General features: G+C 56.9%; 12 protein-coding genes. 10 read left to right on the top strand and 2 right to left on the bottom strand.

Annotated elements, in window-relative coordinates; all coding sequences use genetic code 11:
• Positions 1-97 precede the first annotated feature (97 nt).
• Genes xdhA through ACW8F6_RS03290 form a run of 7 tightly spaced genes read left to right on the top strand, consistent with a single transcriptional unit; the run spans position 98 to position 8,266 of the window.
• Positions 98-1,501 carry a xanthine dehydrogenase small subunit gene (xdhA, locus tag ACW8F6_RS03320; RefSeq protein ID WP_491574421.1) on the top strand — a complete coding sequence of 468 codons (1,404 nt, stop codon included), beginning with the start codon at positions 98-100 and terminating at the stop codon, positions 1,499-1,501.
• Positions 1,494-3,863, top strand: coding sequence for a xanthine dehydrogenase molybdopterin binding subunit (xdhB, locus tag ACW8F6_RS03315; RefSeq protein ID WP_491574420.1), 2,370 nt, complete (start codon positions 1,494-1,496; stop codon positions 3,861-3,863). Before xdhA ends, xdhB begins: the two co-directional genes overlap by 8 nt.
• A complete protein-coding gene (xdhC, locus tag ACW8F6_RS03310; protein WP_491574419.1) occupies positions 3,860-4,774 on the top strand; it encodes a xanthine dehydrogenase accessory protein XdhC in 915 nt (304 codons plus the stop codon). Before xdhB ends, xdhC begins: the two co-directional genes overlap by 4 nt.
• A complete protein-coding gene (uraD, locus tag ACW8F6_RS03305; protein ID WP_491574418.1) occupies positions 4,771-5,274 on the top strand; it encodes a 2-oxo-4-hydroxy-4-carboxy-5-ureidoimidazoline decarboxylase in 504 nt (167 codons plus the stop codon). The genes xdhC and uraD overlap by 4 nt, the downstream gene beginning before the upstream one ends.
• A 46-nt stretch (positions 5,275-5,320) precedes the next feature.
• A complete protein-coding gene (gene uraH, locus ACW8F6_RS03300; RefSeq protein WP_491574417.1) occupies positions 5,321-5,650 on the top strand; it encodes a hydroxyisourate hydrolase in 330 nt (109 codons plus the stop codon).
• A 7-nt stretch (positions 5,651-5,657) separates the two neighbouring features.
• Positions 5,658-6,977: a guanine deaminase gene (guaD, locus tag ACW8F6_RS03295; protein WP_491574416.1), complete on the top strand. Its 1,320-nt coding sequence runs from the start codon at positions 5,658-5,660 to the stop codon at positions 6,975-6,977.
• A gap of 11 nt (positions 6,978-6,988) precedes the next feature.
• Positions 6,989-8,266 (top strand): urate hydroxylase PuuD, encoded by a 1,278-nt coding sequence (locus ACW8F6_RS03290; protein WP_491574415.1) that lies wholly within the window; start codon positions 6,989-6,991, stop codon positions 8,264-8,266.
• A 76-nt stretch (positions 8,267-8,342) separates the two neighbouring features.
• Here ACW8F6_RS03290 and ACW8F6_RS03285 read toward each other — a convergent pair whose 3' ends face one another.
• Both ACW8F6_RS03285 and puuE read right to left on the bottom strand, forming a co-directional pair.
• On the bottom strand, positions 8,343-9,617 hold the full coding sequence (locus tag ACW8F6_RS03285; protein WP_491574414.1) for an alkaline phosphatase family protein: 1,275 nt from the start codon (positions 9,615-9,617) through the stop codon (positions 8,343-8,345).
• A gap of 66 nt (positions 9,618-9,683) precedes the next feature.
• Positions 9,684-10,607 (bottom strand): allantoinase PuuE, encoded by a 924-nt coding sequence (gene puuE, locus ACW8F6_RS03280; RefSeq protein ID WP_491574413.1) that lies wholly within the window; start codon positions 10,605-10,607, stop codon positions 9,684-9,686.
• 285 nt (positions 10,608-10,892) lie between these two features.
• Here puuE and ACW8F6_RS03275 point away from each other — a divergent pair, with 285 nt between their 5' ends.
• From ACW8F6_RS03275 to ACW8F6_RS03265, 3 genes are all read left to right on the top strand, one after another.
• Positions 10,893-13,292, top strand: a complete 2,400-nt coding sequence (locus ACW8F6_RS03275) for an ExeM/NucH family extracellular endonuclease (RefSeq protein ID WP_491574412.1) — start codon at positions 10,893-10,895, stop codon at positions 13,290-13,292.
• Between the two features lie 370 nt (positions 13,293-13,662).
• On the top strand, positions 13,663-15,114 hold the full coding sequence (locus ACW8F6_RS03270) for an adenosine deaminase family protein (protein WP_491574411.1): 1,452 nt from the start codon (positions 13,663-13,665) through the stop codon (positions 15,112-15,114).
• A 1,317-nt stretch (positions 15,115-16,431) separates the two neighbouring features.
• Positions 16,432-16,809, top strand: coding sequence for a hypothetical protein (locus ACW8F6_RS03265; protein WP_491574410.1), 378 nt, complete (start codon positions 16,432-16,434; stop codon positions 16,807-16,809).
• Positions 16,810-16,945 lie beyond the last annotated feature (136 nt).

The following is a 16,945-nucleotide window of genomic DNA, read 5'->3' as shown; positions in this document are numbered from 1 at the left end:
AACAGCGGGTGAGCAGACGCCATCTGAAAAGCTGGCCACTTGGACAGATTTTTGGTTAAATGGCCGGATAACGATAACCCGGCACGGAGGATAAGCGGTGCGGTTTTGGTTGAATGGTGAACAAACCGACGTCAAAGGCGCGGCGGCTGATACCACAGTGCTGCAGTACCTGCGCGAGTCCCGGGCCAGTCTGGGCACCAAAGAGGGCTGTGCCTCCGGCGATTGCGGCGCCTGTACACTGCTGGTGTCGCAGCCAGAGGGCGGCTTTCAGGCGGTGAACAGCTGCCTGTTGCCGTTGGCGGCGGTGCAGGGGCGGCAGCTACTGACCGTGGAGGGCTTGGCGCAGGGCGACCAGTTGCACCCGGTGCAGCAGGCATTGATCGATACCCACGGCTCCCAGTGCGGATTTTGTACGCCGGGCTTTGCTTTGTCGCTGGCCTGTGTCAACCAGCAACCGGTCACCGGCGATCACCGCGCCCAGGTACTGGATGCCATCTCGGGCAATTTGTGCCGCTGCACGGGCTACAAGCCCATTGTCGAGGCCGGCCTGCAAGTACTGCCCAGGGCCAACCCGCTGCCGATAGTGGCCGACAAAGTGTCGGCCGCAACACCTGCCCTGGCTGAGCCGCTGGGTGGCTATTTCCAACCCAGTTCGGAAACCGAATTGCGCGCACTGCTCGAGCAATACCCAGAGGCTCAGCTGATCGCCGGTGGCACCGACTTGATGTTGGAGGTCACGCAAAACTACCAATCGCTGCCGGTATTGATAGATGTGAACCGCGTCGCCAGCCTGACCCGAATCGACAGCGCCGGGGATACTTTGTGTATTGGTGCCGCTGCCACCTATACCGCGCAGGAAGCGGCCCTGGGCGAGTTGGCGCCGGAGTACGTGGCCTTTTTGCAGCGCCTGGGCTCGCGCCAGATTCGCAATCGCGGCACCTTGGGGGGCAATATATGTAACGCCTCGCCCATCGCCGATACGCCCCCTTGGCTACTGGTGCAGGAAGCCGAGCTGATCATCGGCAAACCCGAAGGGGGTTTTCGCTACGAGCGGTTAGAAGATTTTTACGTGGACTATAAAAAGACGACCTTGGCCGCGGGCGAATACCTGGCCGATGTGCGCCTGAGTCGCGCGCGGCTGAAGTGCCCGGCAAAATTGTACAAGGTTAGCAAGCGTTTTGAAGACGATATTTCGGCGGTGTGTGGGGCCTTTTTAATCAACCCCAATGGCCAGCTGCGCATCGCCTTTGGCGGTATGGCGGCGGTACCCAAGCGCGCGCGTAAAACCGAGGCCTTTATTAATCAGCAAGCGTGGCAGCAACCCGCTGCCTGGGCTTCGATTATTGAGCAGGCCGCCGATTACCTCGCGCAGGACTTTACCCCCATGACCGACGTGCGCGCATCCAGCGATTACCGCCTAGCCATGGCGCACAGCTTGTTGCGCAAGGCCTGTCGAGAATTTGTTTTGGGCACAGAGGTGGAGGCCGGGCTCTATGCGTAAATTGGTTGAAAGTAAGCCCGCTGATCGCCAGCCCAGCCCCGGCAGGCCGCACGAAGGTTCGGCGTCGCTTGGCAAGCAAACCCCGCACGAGTCGGCGCATTTACACGTGACCGGCCAAGCCCAGTATGTGGATGACGCGCCTGTGGCGCAAAATCTTCTCTATGTGGCCACGGGCCAGTCGGCGCACGCGCACGCGCGCATTGTGTCGGTGGATTTGTCGGCGGTTCGCAACAGCCCCGGCGTAGTGGATGTGGTGGTGCAAGCCGATATTCCCGGCAAGGTGGATGTGGCGCCCGTGTATTCCGGCGATCCGCTATTGGCCGGCGACGAAGTGCAGCATGTGGGCCAACCTATTTTTGCTGTAGCCGCCACCAGTTTTAGCGCGGCACAGCGGGCGGTAAAGTGCGCCAAAATTACCTACGATGTTTTGCCCGCCGTGCTGGAAATTAAAGACGCGCTCGAGCAAGACAGTTTTGTGCTGCCGCAACACCGATTGTTAATGGGCGACCCCCAGGCTGCGATAGAGGGCGCGGCCCATCAGCTCGCGGGTGAAATTTACGTGCGCGGGCAGGAACATTTTTATTTGGAAGGGCAAATCAGCCAGGCGACACCGCTGGAAGATGGCGCGCTGCACATTTTGAGTTCGTCGCAGCACCCCACCGAAGTGCAAAAGTTGGTGGCCGAAGTGCTCGACTTGCCCTTTCACAAGGTGGTGGCCGAGGTGCGGCGAATGGGCGGCGGTTTTGGTGGCAAAGAAACCCAGGCGGCGCCGCTGGCGTGCTTGGCTGCCTTGTTTGCCCAGCGCACCGGCCGGCCCGTGCGCTACCGCATGGCGCGCCGCGACGACATGGTGCAAACCGGTAAACGGCACGATTTCTACAATCGCTATAACGTGGGTTTTGATAACCGGGGCCGCCTGCAGGGTGTGGATATGATATTGGCGGGCAAGTGCGGTTACTCCGCCGATCTGTCCGACGGCATTGTGGATCGCGCCATGTTTCACGCCGACAACGCCTACTTCTTAAATAACGCCAGCATTTTGGGCTTGCGCTGCAAAACCCACACGGTTTCCAACACGGCATTTCGGGGTTTTGGTGGCCCCAAAGGTGTGCTTGCGGTCGAAAGCATGATGGATGATGTGGCGCGTCACCTGGGCCTAGACCCGCTCGATGTGCGCAAAGAAAATCTGTACCAACCCGGGCGCGACGAAACGCCTTACGGCCAAACCATCGAGCAGCACCAGTTGCCGGCCATAATCGACACCCTGGAGAAAAGTGCGCGCTACCGCGAGCGGCGCGCACAAATCAGCGCCTACAATGCCGAGCACCAAATCACCAAGCGGGGCCTGGCGCTTACACCGGTAAAATTTGGTATTTCTTTTACCGCCAAGCATTTAAACCAAGCCGGCGCACTGCTGCATATATACACAGATGGCAGCATGCAAATCAGCCACGGTGGCACGGAAATGGGCCAGGGCTTATACACTAAAATTCAGCAAATTGTCGCCCATGCCTTTGGTCAGCCCTTGTCGCAGGTGGCGGTGGTGTCTACCCGCACCGACAAGGTACCCAACACCTCGCCCACGGCGGCCTCCTCTGGCACCGACCTGAACGGTATGGCCGCGCTCAACGCCTGCGAAAAAGTGAAGGCAGATTTGCGCGCCTTCGCCGTGGAACATTTCAGACTTGCCTCCACCGATATTCAGTTCTTAGAAGGCCAAGTTAAGTTGGGCGAGCAGAGTATGGCCTTTGCCGAGTTTATTCAGCTGGCCTACCTCAATCGCGTGCCCCTGTCGGCCACCGGCTTTTATCGCACGCCAAAAATTCACTACGACCGCGCCACGGCCAAGGGCCGGCCGTTTTTATATTTTGCCAACGGCGCCGCCGTTAGCGAGGTAATGATCGATACAGAAACCGGTGAATACCGGGTGCTGCAAGTGGACATTCTGCACGACGTGGGCAGCTCGCTGAACCCGGCCATCGATATCGGTCAAATTGAGGGCGGCTTTGTGCAGGGCATGGGTTGGCTAACAACTGAAGAATTATTGTGGGACGACCAGGGCCGGGTGATATCCAATAGCCCCGCCAACTACAAAATTCCCACCGCCCACGACGTACCCACGCAATTCAATGTGCAGCTGTTTGATCAGGCCAATCGCGAGGCCACTGTACACCGCTCGAAAGCCGTGGGTGAGCCGCCGTTAATGCTCGCCATCTCTGTGTGGGCAGCCCTGCGCGACGCCTGTGCGTCGGTGGCCGACTACAAAATGAGCCCGCGCTTGAATGCACCGGCCACGCCCGAGCAGGTCTATTGGGCCGTGCAACAGGCGCGCGCCTTTAAGCAAACAGGTGGCGCTCAATGAACAAACTGAACTGGGCGCAGGCCATTAACCACTGCCAGCAAGCTGGCCGCGCCTATGTGATCGCAACGGTAGTACAAGCCCAGGGCTCTACGCCGCGCGACGGCGGCAGCAAAATGGTGATCGACACCGAGCAAAGTTACGATACCTTGGGCGGCGGTCAGCTGGAGTTTTTGGTGCAGCAGGCGGCGCGCGAGATGTTGGCGCGCAATGTGGCCAGCCAGGTGTTGCAGCCTTTTCACCTTGCCGCGCAAACCAACCAATGTTGCGGCGGCGCAGTGACTGTCATGCTCGAATGCTTTCCCGCCTGCGATTGGCAGTTGACGATTTTTGGCGCTGGCCACGTCGCCAAAGCCCTGCTCGCTATCGTGGGTGAATTGCCCATGCAGGTGCGCGTGATCGACTCGCGCCCGGACATGCTAACGGGCCCGCTGCCCGCCAACTGTCGCTTTGATGTGTGCGAGGCGCCGGTGGCGGAGGTTGCGAATTTGCCGGAAAACGGCTGGGTATTGATTCTCACCCACGACCATCAATTAGATTACCAATTGTGTCTATCCTTGCTGCGCGAACCGCGCTGGCGTTTTTTGGGGTTAATTGGTTCGCAAACCAAGGCTGCGCGTTTTCGGCGCCGGTTGCAGCACGATGGCATAGATACACACACCCTGAGTCGCCTGGTGTGTCCGGTGGGCCTTGCCGAGGTGCAGGGCAAGCGCCCCATGGAGGTGGCGGTGTCCATTGCCGCGCAATTACAATCACTTTACTACCAAGGCGTCGCGCGCCCGAAGGCGCCCACAGAGAGCTGGAAAACCATTAAAAAAATGCTGCGCGAGCAACAGCCGCAGGTGGAGCAATCCGACCCAGCGGCACAATCCGACCCAGCGGCGCAATCCGATCCGGCGGCGCAATCCCGATGAGCCAGGAAGCCAGTCTAACTGTGGCCGAATTTAATCAGCTGCCGGCGGCACAGGCCTATGCCTGGCTGCACGGCATCTGCCACTGTCGGGCCTGGGCCGAGGCCATGGTGGCGCGCCGGCCGTTTCGCGATCGCACCGAGTTACTGCTGGCCGCTGAAGAATGCTGGCTGGGCGACGAGGCCCAACTGCTGGAAGCCTGCCAGGGCCACGCCAAAATAGGCGATACCCAGGCCATCGCCAAAGGGGGTAAAACCGCCCGCGAGCAGGGCCAGGTTGCGCATGCCGATACCGACACGCTCGCGGAGCTGGCGCGTTTAAACGTTGAATACGAACAGCGGTTTGGGTTTATCTATCTGGTGTGCGCTGCTGGCCGTGCACCCCAGGCACTGCTGGATATTTTGAAAACCCGCTTGAACAACAGCCGCGAGCAAGAACTTCGCAATGCCGCCGCCGAACAGGCGGCCATTACCCGGTTGCGTTTAACGCGCAGCCTGTCGTAAATCATTGACCGTGAACAAAACTAAAAACGCAGGAAGTGAAGCCCCCATGAAAGCGCCCATAACCACCCATGTATTGGATCTTGATGCCGGCCGCCCAGCGGCCAACCTCTCCGTCAGCCTATGGCAGGGCGAGGCACTGCTAGCCAAGGGCGCCACCGATGCCGATGGGCGCATCGCCCAATGGGAGCAACCCGTAACGCTCAGCGCCGGCGACTATTGCTTAGTGTTTGAGGTGGCAGCCTGGTTTGCCTCCCAGGGGCGCACAAGTTTTTATCCCGAGGTCAGCATCAGTTTTACTGTGGCGGCCACCGATCAGCACTACCATGTGCCGCTGCTGTTAAATGCCCACGGCTACTCAACCTACCGAGGCAGCTGAGTTCGCTATGACCACAACCGCTAAGACTTCCGGTGACCTGGCGCTGCGCGCACGCATTTTACATTTTACCGACACGCCCACTGCCGAGGGCGCGGGCCTGGAATATTTTGACGACGGTGTGCTGCTGGTAGAGCAGGGCCGCATTGCCGCGGTGGCTTCGGCGGAGGCCATACGGGCCCAGGGCTTTAATCTCGATCGCTGCGAGCATTTGCCTGACCAGTTGATTATGCCCGGCTTTATCGACAGCCACATCCACTGCCCGCAGCTGGATGTTATGGCTTCCTATGGAGAACAATTACTCGACTGGTTAAACCGCTACACCTTTCCGGCAGAAATGAAATTTGCCGATCCAGATTACGCGGCCCAAATGTCCGAACTGTTTTTGGATCGCCTGGTGGCGGCGGGTACCACCACGGCATTGGCCTACGCTACGGTGCACGCGCACTCGGCCGATGCACTGTTTCGCGCGGCCGAGCAGCGCGGCATGCGCATGATCGCCGGGCGCGTCATGATGGATCGCAATGCGCCTGCGGCGCTGTCGGATACCGCCGCCAGTGGCGAGCGCGACGACCGACGGCTAATTGAGCAGTGGCATGGCAGGGCGCGCTTGCACTATGCATTGACGCCGCGCTTTGCGCCCACCAGCACGCCCGAACAATTGGCCGCCGCCGGTCGCCTGTATGGCGACTACGAAGGTTTGTTCATGCAGACGCATCTGTCGGAAAATCTGGCGGAGCTGGCGTGGATTAAATCGCTCTACCCCGACGCCAAGCACTATTTGGATGTTTACGATCGCGCCGGCCTGCTGGGGCCGCGCAGTGTATTTGGCCACGGCATTCACCTGTGTGACGACGAAATTCAGCGCCTGGCCGATACGGGTTCCAGCGTCGCGTTTTGTCCCAGTTCGAATTTATTTTTGGGCAGTGGTCTGTTGGATATGGCGCGCCTGACGCAAGCCGGGGTGGCTATGAGCATCGCCACCGACGTGGGCGGCGGCACCAGCTTTTCACAGCTGCGCACACTGGCCGATGCCTACCGGGTGTTGCAACTGCAAGGGCAGTCGCTGCATCCGTTCAGCGCGTTTTACGCCTTGACGCTGGGCAATGCCCGCAGTCTGCAGCTCGACGACTGCATCGGAAATTTTGCGGTGGGCAAAGAGGCCGACTTTGTGGTGCTGGATTTAAGCCCCGAGCCCCTGCAGGCGCGGCGCCAAAGTCAAACCAGCAACTTGGCCGAACAACTGTTTGCGCTCATGATCCTTGGCGACGAGCGCAACATCGCGCGCACCTACGCCCTGGGCCGTTGCCTGCACCACAATAAAAAATAGCGGAGAATTTCATGGAAGCCCTGATGTTGGAATGGCTAAATCTGGCTGTGCGCTGGTTTCACTTGGTGGCCGGTATCGCCTGGATCGGCGCCTCGTTTTATTTCATTTGGCTGGATTTAAGTTTGCGCCAACCGCCCGCTGAAAAAGCCGAGCGCGGCATTAAAGGTGATTTGTGGGCGATCCACGGTGGCGGCATTTACGAGGTCAGCAAATACCACACCCGCCCGCAGGTGATGCCCGGCACCTTGCACTGGTTTAAGTGGGAGGCCTATAGCACCTGGATCAGCGGCTCGGCGTTAATGGTGCTGTTTTACTATGCGCAGGCCGATGTAATGCTCATGAAAATGGGTGGGCCCTTATCGGGTAGCCAATCCATTGTCGCCAGTGTGCTGTTTATCGGCTCGGGTGTGTTGATTTACGAGGCCATGGTGCGCAGCCCGCTGGTCAACAAAGGCGTATTATTTGCCGCGCTGTTGGTGGTTTTGTTCGGTGCCGCCAGCTATCTGGCTTTCGAGTTGTTCGCCGCGCGTGCAGCCTTAGTGCACCTGGGTGCCTTTATGGGCAGCGTAATGGCGGGCAATGTGTTGTTCGGCATTATGCCCGCACAGCGCAAATTTATTGCCGCCGTGGATGCCGGCGAGCCACTGCCGGAAGCGGCCATGGCATTTGCCAAGTTGCGGTCAACGCACAACAACTATCTCACGTTACCGGTGTTGTTGTGCATGATTGGCAATCACTCGCCATTTTTATACGGCCACCCACAGGCGTGGCTGAGCGTTGCGATACTGTCGGCGCTGTTGGCCTGGGGGCGTCACTTTTTTAATTTAAAACACCAGGGCCACAGCAAGCCTTGGATATTGGTCAGCGCAGCGCTCGGCGTGGTCGTGTTGGCCGCCGCCATGGCGCACGCGCACCTGCTGCGCGCCACGCCAACCGCGCCAACAAACGCGACGGCGCCCATAGAAACACCTACCAAAGATCCAAAATCAGAAACAGCCACTACGGCCGCCCATGCAACACAGGATGCGAAGCACGCGGAAGATAGTGCGCCAGCTATTGCCGCGTTGGTGCAAACCCACTGCGGTAATTGCCACGGTGTTGCGCCCACCCAGGCGGGTTTTGCTGTGGCGCCCGGCGGTTTAATTATCGAAACGCCAGCGCAACTGCGCGCGCTAAAGGCGCGGGCGCTGCCGGCCATTCAGTCCAACTATATGCCGCTGGGCAATTTTGCAGGTTTGACCGAGGAAGAGCGCGCGCAACTGGTGCGCTGGCTATCCGCTGCTCAGTGAGCAGGGCGATTGCGCCCTGACTCGCTTGGGGCGCGTGACTTACCTGTACAGCAAGTATTGCGTGCGAGTTCCAGCACTAAGGTGCGGCGAGCAATTCGCTCATAGCACTTAGCTGGCCATCTAAATCTTCCGGTACTTCTATACCCACAATCTTGGCCAGCAGTGGCATCACATGCACATTGTCCTGGGTTGAATGTACGACACCGGCTTTAAACGCCGGGCCTCGTGCGTAAAAAATGGCGTGCAAATCTTTTGCTGCCGGTTCTTCTGCTTCAAAGGGCGGCCATCCGTGATTGCCTGCGGGAAAGCGATCTTTGCCGGGCAGTGCAATATTCCAGCGCGCCCGCGCAACACATACAATATCGCCCATGCGCCCCTGCGCGCCTAAATCGAGCGCCGCGGGCGCGCTGGCCTGGGTGTAACAGGTGCGGTGTTGGCTGTGGCGATTTAACAGCTCGGCATCGGCTTGCAAGTTTCTGTTGTGGTTGTGTGCGCGATACAGCTGTGCCGTGGGGCCAAAGCCCAGGTATCGGTAGTGCGCTTTTAAGTGCTCGGTGGCTTTGGTAAATAGCGGTTCTTGTTGCCCATCAACGCGGGCATACATGCCGTGGTCCGACACGATGACCAGGTTCAATTCTGGGTCCAGGGTTTGCGCTTGTTGCCAAAGGCGGGCAAGTTCGGCGTCCAGTGCATGTACGGCTGCGCGCGTCTTTGGGTGGGTGGGGCCAAAGTCGTGACCGGCATCATCCACCTGTGAAAAATACAGTGTCATAAAGCGCGGCGCCTTGGGGCCGGTTTGCGCTATCCACTCGAGCACCGTATCAATGCGCGCACGCACCGGTGTGGCCTTGTTAAAACGCAGGTAGGTGCTGGGCGTGTGGCCGCCAATGGCAGCTTCCGAGCCCGGCCAAAAATAGGTGGCAGTTTTAATGCCCGCCCGCTCCAACAATACCCACAGAGGTGGCGCCAAATAAAAATCCGGATTCAACACCGAGGCAGGTTGACTCTTGGTGTATTCAAGGCCCAGATCGGGCGCGTAAAAACTGTTAAATACAATGCCGTGCCGAGCGGGCCGCATGCCGGTCACCAAGGTGAGGTGATTGGGAAAGGTCAGCGAGGGAAAGGCCGGCCGCAAAGACACCAGCGAGGCGCCCTGTTGGCGAAAGTTAGTTAAAAACGGCGGCTGGTGCAGGTCGGTGTAATCGTGGCGGTAGCCGTCGATAGAAATGAGCAGCAGGCGCTGCGGCGCCTTGTTGATGGCTTGAACATCGGAGCTGGGCGTCCCGGCGTGCAGGGCACTGGCACAGGTGGCGATACACAAAAGTGCAAACAGATTTTTTAGCGTGTGCATGATAATTCCAACAGCTGTCGTGGGTGCCCGTAAGCCTTGCCGGTTAATGTGACTTGCAGATGACAGCTAGCAACTGTCACCGCTCGGCGCGTGATGTTGGTGCCAGTGGCGGGCGATGTCCGCTCGCCGGCAGACCCACACGTCGTCAAATTGCTGAACGTATGCCAGGAATCGCTGCAGCGCCATAATGCGACCGGGCCGGCCCACAATGCGACAGTGCAAACCCACACTTAACATTTTGGGGCTGTGTTCGCCCTCGGCATAGAGCGCATCAAAGCTGTCTTTCAGGTAACTGTAAAATTGATCGCCGCAGTTAAAACCCTGGGGGCTGGCAAAGCGCATGTCGTTGCAATCGAGGGTGTAGGGCACGATTAAATGGGGCGCCAGCGTGTCTGTGGCCGGCGCCCAGTAGGGCAGGTCGTCGGCGTAGGAGTCTGCATCGTATAAAAAGCCGCCCTCGGCGCGCACCAGTGCGCGAGTGTTGGGGCTGTCGCGACCGGTGTACCAGCCCAGTGGGCGGGCGCCGGTCACCTCTGTGTGAATGTCGATGGCCTGGCGAATGTGGCGCCGCTCATCTTCGGCCGACATAAACTGGTGGTCTATCCAGCGGTAGCCGTGGCTGGCAATTTCCCAGTTGGCCGCCTGCATGGCGGCCACGGCTTCCGGGTTGCGCGCCAGCGCCATGGCCACACCAAAGACCGTCACGGGCATGTGAAATTGTTCAAATAGGCGGTGCAGGCGCCAGAAGCCGGCGCGGCTGCCGTATTCGTACAAAGATTCCATGCTCATGTGGCGCGCGGGGTAGGGTTTGGCGCCAATAATTTCCGACAAAAACGTCTCCGAGTTAGCGTCGCCGTGTAAGACGCAATTCTCTGCCCCCTCTTCATAATTGACCACAAATTGCAGCGCTAGGCGCGCGTTGCCGGGCCATTGCACCAGAGGAGGTTGGGCGCCGTAGCCGATAAGGTCGCGTGGATAATCTTCAGTCATAGTCTGCCTATGGGGTCTGCCTGCCACACAATCGTCATGCGGCGCCGTTAGAGTTGATAAATGTTGGGTGTCTACTCAGGTTTTTAAGTTAAGACTTAAGTCGTAAACGCCAAACAATAAATAGAATGTAATCACATTTCACACACTTTTTAAATTCAAAACATAACTGTCTGGACAGATAATGGTTGGCGCCTAAAGCCATTTCCGTTAGGTTCTGCTATGGCAATCGATTGCCGTGCATGACTCTCAGAATCCAGAACAATAATGCAGGAGCTCATCCTAATCATGAAGATTTCTCATCCACTGCGCGCACTCAGTGTGGGCGCTCTCCTGGCGGGCTTCGGGCTAGAAGCTTTAGCACAGGTTAGCATCAGTGAAATTCACTACGATAACAGCGGTGCCGATACCGGCGAGGCCATCGAAATTGCCGGCCCCCTGGGTACCGATGTCACCGGCTGGAGCCTGGTGCTGTACAACGGCTCGTCCAGTTCCGGTAAGCCCTATAAAACCCACACCTTTGCCGGTACCTTGCAAAGCAGTGGCGATTGCGACGGCGAAGGCTACGCCGTGGCAGAAATCGCCGGCATTCAGAACGGTTCGCCAGACGGCGTTGCCTTGGTAGACGACAGTGGCGCGCTGGTGGAGTTCATCAGCTACGAAGGCAGCTTTGTGGGCGTGACCGGTGTGGCCGACGGGGTAATGAGTACCGATATTGGCGTGGCCGAGTCTGGTTCCACGCCGGCGGGTTTTTCGCTCAGTCGCACCGGCACCAGCTGGTCTGGCCCGGCCGAAAGCCACTTTGGCAGCTGCGCCAACCCAGGTTCCGAAGAGCCAGCGCCGCTGGTAAAAATTCACGAGGTGCAGGGCGCCGGTGACAGCATAGCGATTACCACCCCCGTGCAAATTGAAGGCATTGTTGTGGGCGACTACCAGCGCGACGACCAGCTGCGCGCATTCTTCGTGCAGGAAGAAGATGCCGATGCCGATGCCAACCCAGCCACCTCTGAGGGCATTTACGTCTACTGCGGCAACCGCTGCGATGTGGATGTGTCGGTGGGCGACCTGGTGCAAGTGACCGGTACGCCAAAGGAATATTTCGGCATGAGCCAGCTCAACATCAGCCGCAGTAGCGATGTAACGCTCTTGTCTACGGGCCAAGCTCTGCCCACGCCGGTGACTATGACGCTGCCGGTACCGGTGACGGCCACCAATCTGGCCGATGCCAAGGCCGAAATCGACGCCTATTACGAGGCCCGCGAAGGCATGCTGGTGCACTGGCAAAAACCGTTGACAGTGGTGGCGCACTACAACCTGGGCCGCTACGGCACTTTGCAGCTGGCCGATCAGCGCCTGTACCAGTTTACCCATTTAAACCCGCCCAGTGCCGAGGGATTTGAAGCCCACCAAATCGCCACGGCGGCGCGCACCTTAATGCTGGATGACGGCAGCAGTGCGCAAAACCCCGATATTGCGCCGCACCCCATGCCCGGCTTAACCGGTGCCAACTACCTGCGCGCCGGCGATGCCATTGCCGGGCTGACGGGGCCGTTGCACTACAGCTTTAGCAACTGGACGGTACAGCCCGTACCCGAACAGTTCAGCTACACCCTGCTGGCAAATAACCCGCGCACCGAAGCGCCCCAGGTGTGGCGCGATTCGCTGTCGGTGGCCAGCTTTAACCTGCTCAACTATTTCACCACCTTGGACTTGGGCCCAGACGTGTGCGGCCCGGATGCCAACATGGGCTGCCGCGGTGCCGATAACGCCGACGAGCTGGCCCGCCAGCAGGCCAAATTGGTGGCTGCGCTGTGTGAAATGGACGCCGACATTGTCGGTTTGATCGAGCTGGAAAATCCAAACTTGGGCAGCAGTGCGCCCACGCCTTTGGATACGTTGGTGAGCGCTGTTAACGACAGCTGCGGTGGCTACGCCGCCATCCATACCGGCACCCTGGGCACCGATGCCGCCACCGTTGGCATTATGTACAAGCCCGCCAGCGCGCTGGTGGTGGGTGAGCACGCGGTGCTGGATACGCCCGACTATGTAGACCCGATGAACACCGGGCGCGGCAAGCATCGGCCTATGCTGGCGCAAAGCTTCCGCGATCTGCGCACCGGCAAGGAATTCACCCTGGCCATGGCGCACTTGAAGGCCAAGAGTTCCTCCTGCGGCGAAGGCGATGACGATGTGGCGCGCGGCCAGGGCACCTGTAATGGCACGCGCACGGCGGCGGTCAAGGTAGCGCTGGAGTGGCTCAAGGGTCGCCCCACAGGTACCGTTAGCCCACACCTGTTGGTGATGGGAGATCTGAACGCCTACCGCTACGAAGATCCCATTGCGGCCTTCCGCAGCGCCGGCATTACCGATCTCAACCGCCGCTTTGGCGACGAGGGCTACAGCTACACCTACGACGGCCAACTGGGCTATCTCGACCACGCCCTGGGCAGCCGCTCCATACAGCCCTTCGTGCGCCGCGTGCATCACTGGCACATTAATGCCGACGAGCTGCCACTGTTTGATTACAACGGCGAATACAAGCCCGACAACTACCTAGACAGCCTCTACGGCGCGCACGCCTATCGCGCCTCGGATCACGACCCGGTAATTGTTGAGCTGTACTTCCGTGGCCGCATGCCGCCCGGGCACGACCCGCGCACCGGCGCTCAGCGCGGCGGCCGTCGCTAACGGCTTAATGCTGTGCGATAAAACGTAAGGCCGGCTAGACCCTTGCCGGCCAGCTACTGCAAGCGCATCGCACAACAGTGGTACACTCAGATCCCAGCGGGCATTACTGCCAGCTGGGATTTTTTATTGCAGCAGTGCCCAGGTTTCGCGCAAGATTTCGTGGATAGAAAATACGGAATCATTCGCCCAGAAAGCACTGCCAAGCGGTGTCGTTTTTAAGTTAACGGTTAAGCGGCATTAAGTTTGATGCCACGCGTGCGCCCCGCAAACGCCCTGCGTACGTCCTGAAAAGAATGGTACAAGATCACAGTGTGCGTGAATTAAATAGGCTTCAAACAATAACAATTAACAGCGAGAGAGGAAGATACCCATGGCTCTGAATGTCCAAGGCCCAAAGGCGACGGTACTGTCGCGCATCCTGTTGCTGGGAGTGCTGTCGATATTGATGGCACCGGTAACCCATGCCGCCGAGTGGTTTGAAAAACTTAAGGCCAGCGGCAACGATAAAGCACTCTACGAAATGCTTTACGCCATGCCCAAAGGTGGCGATCTGCATCATCACCTGAGCGGTGCAGGTTTTTCAGACTGGTGGTACGAGCTGGCGCTGGCGCAAGCCGAGCGCGGTTACCACTACTACACCAAAGTGCGCATAGATAACTGCCGCGACTATGGCGAAAACGGCTTTAGCTTTCAGCCTTACCATCTCCTGTTTCAAAATATTTCGCGCGCACAGTTTAATGCGTTGCCCAAATGCGAGCAGGGCGAGTACAAAGCACTGGGCGAATTAAACGACAAAGAAAAAGCTGCCTGGTTCGACAGTATTCGTCTGGATAAACCCCACGAGGGCCGCGATGAATTTTTTCAAACCCACTGGTCGCGCTTGGGTGCACTGCTCGCCAACCCCCATCTATTGGCTGAGGTGTTAGTGCGCAATATGAAGGCCTACCAGGCCGAAGGCTTGGTCTACCTGGAAACGATGGTGGAAACCCGCGGTTTTGTAAACGCCAAGGGCGAGCCCCTGTCACCCGACCAGGTGGTGGATGTATACCGCCAGCGGCTGCAGCAAAAAGATGCGCGCGCCACCGGCGTGACCGTGCGCCTGCAAGATTATGTGCTGCGCTTTTTGCCCAGTGCCGAACAACAAGTGATCGACTCGCACGGCTTGGTGTACCGCAACCGCGATATCATGGTAGGCGTGAATATGGTGGGGCGCGAAGACAATGCCTTTGGCCACCCGCTGCGCTTTAACGAAGCTTTCCGCACCGCCCGTAAACAATATCCCAACGTGCGCTTGGCCATTCACGCGGGCGAAGTGGATGAACCCAATACCCACGTGCGCGATACCCTGGCCCTCGGCGCCGATCGCATTGGCCACGGCTTGAACCTGATCACCGATCGCGATCTACTGCGCCAAATGCGCCACGGGCCCTATCTGATAGAGATCAATCTTATCTCCAATCTACTGTTGGATTACTACCAGAATTTTGATCAACACCCCTTCCCGGAATTTCTGCGTCTGGGCATTCCCGTGGCCCTGTCAACCGACGACCGCGGCATGTGGGATTCAAACTACACCGATGAGTTTTTTGTGGCAGTAAAGTCCTACAACCTCTCATGGGAGGAAGTGAAACTGCTCAGCCGCAACTCCATCGCCTACGGTTTTGTGGAAGACGACATCAAACAAAAACTGCTGGCCGACTTAGACAAGCGCATCGCCAAGTTTGAGCGCAGCGCAGCGCGCAAAACAGCTGCAGACTTCGAAAAGGCCGGCCAAGCGGTGAGCTACGGCTTCACCTGCCGGCAGTTTAAACTGTGCCTGTGAGATAGGGTAATTTTGAAATAACGTGCATGTTAGATGGCCACCTTGGGTGGCCATTTTTGTGTGTGGATAGCTGGAAAAATGTTTGTTATATGTGATTCTGGGCGAGCCCTATGATTGAATACAAATGTAAGGAAGAGCGTATGGTTGCGCTGTAATTTACGGACGAGTTGGGAGGTTCTATAGCGAGGCAAATAATGGCGTCGGGCAACATATTCTTCAAGCATGAGGCAGTACATTTGAGTAAGTTTTTTTGGACTATGGTGAGTCGCTCCTCGCAATGCGAAATTACGCTGCCGTGTGAAAGTAACTCACATTATTGGACAGAAAAATTATACAACCCTATTGGTGGCTATTTGGAAAGGATTGGGTACGAAGATGTGTGGAATGAAGAAATAGATAATGCATGAAATAGAAAGGGGCCGGAGTGCGTTAAATCGCTGAGTTGACGCGCACGCCTTAAGGGGAATAGCCTCAGTGCGATAAAAATATCTAATCCAACACTAGTCTAGTATCTAGTCCAGAATCTAGGAGGGAAAAGTGACCAAATTCTTTGATCGAAATCCTAGGTGAGAATTAATGGTTTCTAACTCCAAGATTGTGTACGGCAAGCAGATATCCGTACAATTGCCTGTTAAAAAGTCTGAGTTCAGCAGCGCCCGCTTGACTCTGCGCTGGCTCTAGCAGGCGAAGTCGTGACAAAAATCTATATTTTTCAATAACATATAGCAGATTTAGAGAATGTTTCTTGAATGGTTATACTGCATAAAATGGAAGAAAAACGAGAGTGAGAGTATGCTGGCTGGTCGCACTTTTAAAAAATCATAGTATTTTCAGTGGTTTACAATAATGCGTTTCACCAAATGATAAATGTGAAAGCAAGCGACCGCTGTAGAATAAAACTGTTACGTTCACACATGAGTCAGAAAATTGAATGGACTGGGAATTAATAAACGGAATAACAGGAATAGTTAGTGCCGTGTGTGCGCTTCTTAGTATTGGGTATTTAGGTTTTCATAAAGGCGCACCAGTCGAAGAAGCTACCTTGCTAAGCATGCATAAATTAATGTCTTTTGTTGTTGTATGCTCGGGCTGGGCATTATGCTGCCTTAGTTTCCTGTGGGTCGCTGAGCCCTACGGTTGCTGCCCATCGTCATCGGACTATCAGCAGTTCTTCGGTGTAATACTGGGGTTCCCTGCAGTAGTGGTCTTTATGTTTGGCCTTAGCTTGTTGCAAGGCCCAGAACGTAACAAGTCAAGCAAGAAGGACGCGCAAACAACGCGCGCCTCTTCTTGAAGCGTTATGCATAAGTTTTGAGCATGAATATACATAAATTAGCGGCCTACTACTTTGTATCCTTTATTGCGCTAGTGCTACTGTTGGTTGTTGTAGCAAAAATTGAAGGGTTTTTTGTAGATAAAACGCAGCATGTTGTCGTCGCCTCCTTCAATAAGGCGTTTGAAGAGAGTGGTGTTAACGAATGCATCAAAAATCTTTCAACATATTCAGCTAAAACTGGTGCGCAACCTGTAGATCCGGCAGTCACTCAAGATAAGGTAATTTTAATAAGATTAATTGGCATCTTCATTAAGACCGCGCTGCTAGTTTTAGGCTCATATGCTATGGCATGGCTGATTCTAACAAAGTCAATGCATAACAAATCAAAGCAGCAAGGGCCTACGGCCGGGACGCGCTAACGCGCGCCCCTGCTTGAGGCGTTGAGGCTGTAGAAAATCTCCCAAAAAACGCCGTTTTTTGATAGAATTCGGCATCGCTAAAGGGAATTCAGCTATGCCAAACTTCAAGAAGTATTCCTACGATCAAACCGCGATG

The organism is Simiduia sp. (assembly GCF_058345725.1).
The sequence above is the reverse complement of the archived record's forward strand: the minus strand, read 5'-3'. Positions and strand labels throughout refer to the sequence as shown.

Coding starts and splice junctions, on each gene's coding strand:
- ACW8F6_RS03265 (WP_491574410.1), top strand. CDS start 16,432: ATGAATATACATAAATTAGCGGCCTACTACTTTGTATCCTTTATTGCG.
- guaD (WP_491574416.1), top strand. CDS start 5,658: ATGACCACAACCGCTAAGACTTCCGGTGACCTGGCGCTGCGCGCACGC.
- ACW8F6_RS03285 (WP_491574414.1), bottom strand. CDS start 9,617: ATGCACACGCTAAAAAATCTGTTTGCACTTTTGTGTATCGCCACCTGT.
- xdhC (WP_491574419.1), top strand. CDS start 3,860: ATGAACAAACTGAACTGGGCGCAGGCCATTAACCACTGCCAGCAAGCT.
- xdhB (WP_491574420.1), top strand. CDS start 1,494: ATGCGTAAATTGGTTGAAAGTAAGCCCGCTGATCGCCAGCCCAGCCCC.
- uraD (WP_491574418.1), top strand. CDS start 4,771: ATGAGCCAGGAAGCCAGTCTAACTGTGGCCGAATTTAATCAGCTGCCG.
- ACW8F6_RS03270 (WP_491574411.1), top strand. CDS start 13,663: ATGGCTCTGAATGTCCAAGGCCCAAAGGCGACGGTACTGTCGCGCATC.
- puuE (WP_491574413.1), bottom strand. CDS start 10,607: ATGACTGAAGATTATCCACGCGACCTTATCGGCTACGGCGCCCAACCT.
- uraH (WP_491574417.1), top strand. CDS start 5,321: ATGAAAGCGCCCATAACCACCCATGTATTGGATCTTGATGCCGGCCGC.
- ACW8F6_RS03290 (WP_491574415.1), top strand. CDS start 6,989: ATGGAAGCCCTGATGTTGGAATGGCTAAATCTGGCTGTGCGCTGGTTT.
- ACW8F6_RS03275 (WP_491574412.1), top strand. CDS start 10,893: ATGAAGATTTCTCATCCACTGCGCGCACTCAGTGTGGGCGCTCTCCTG.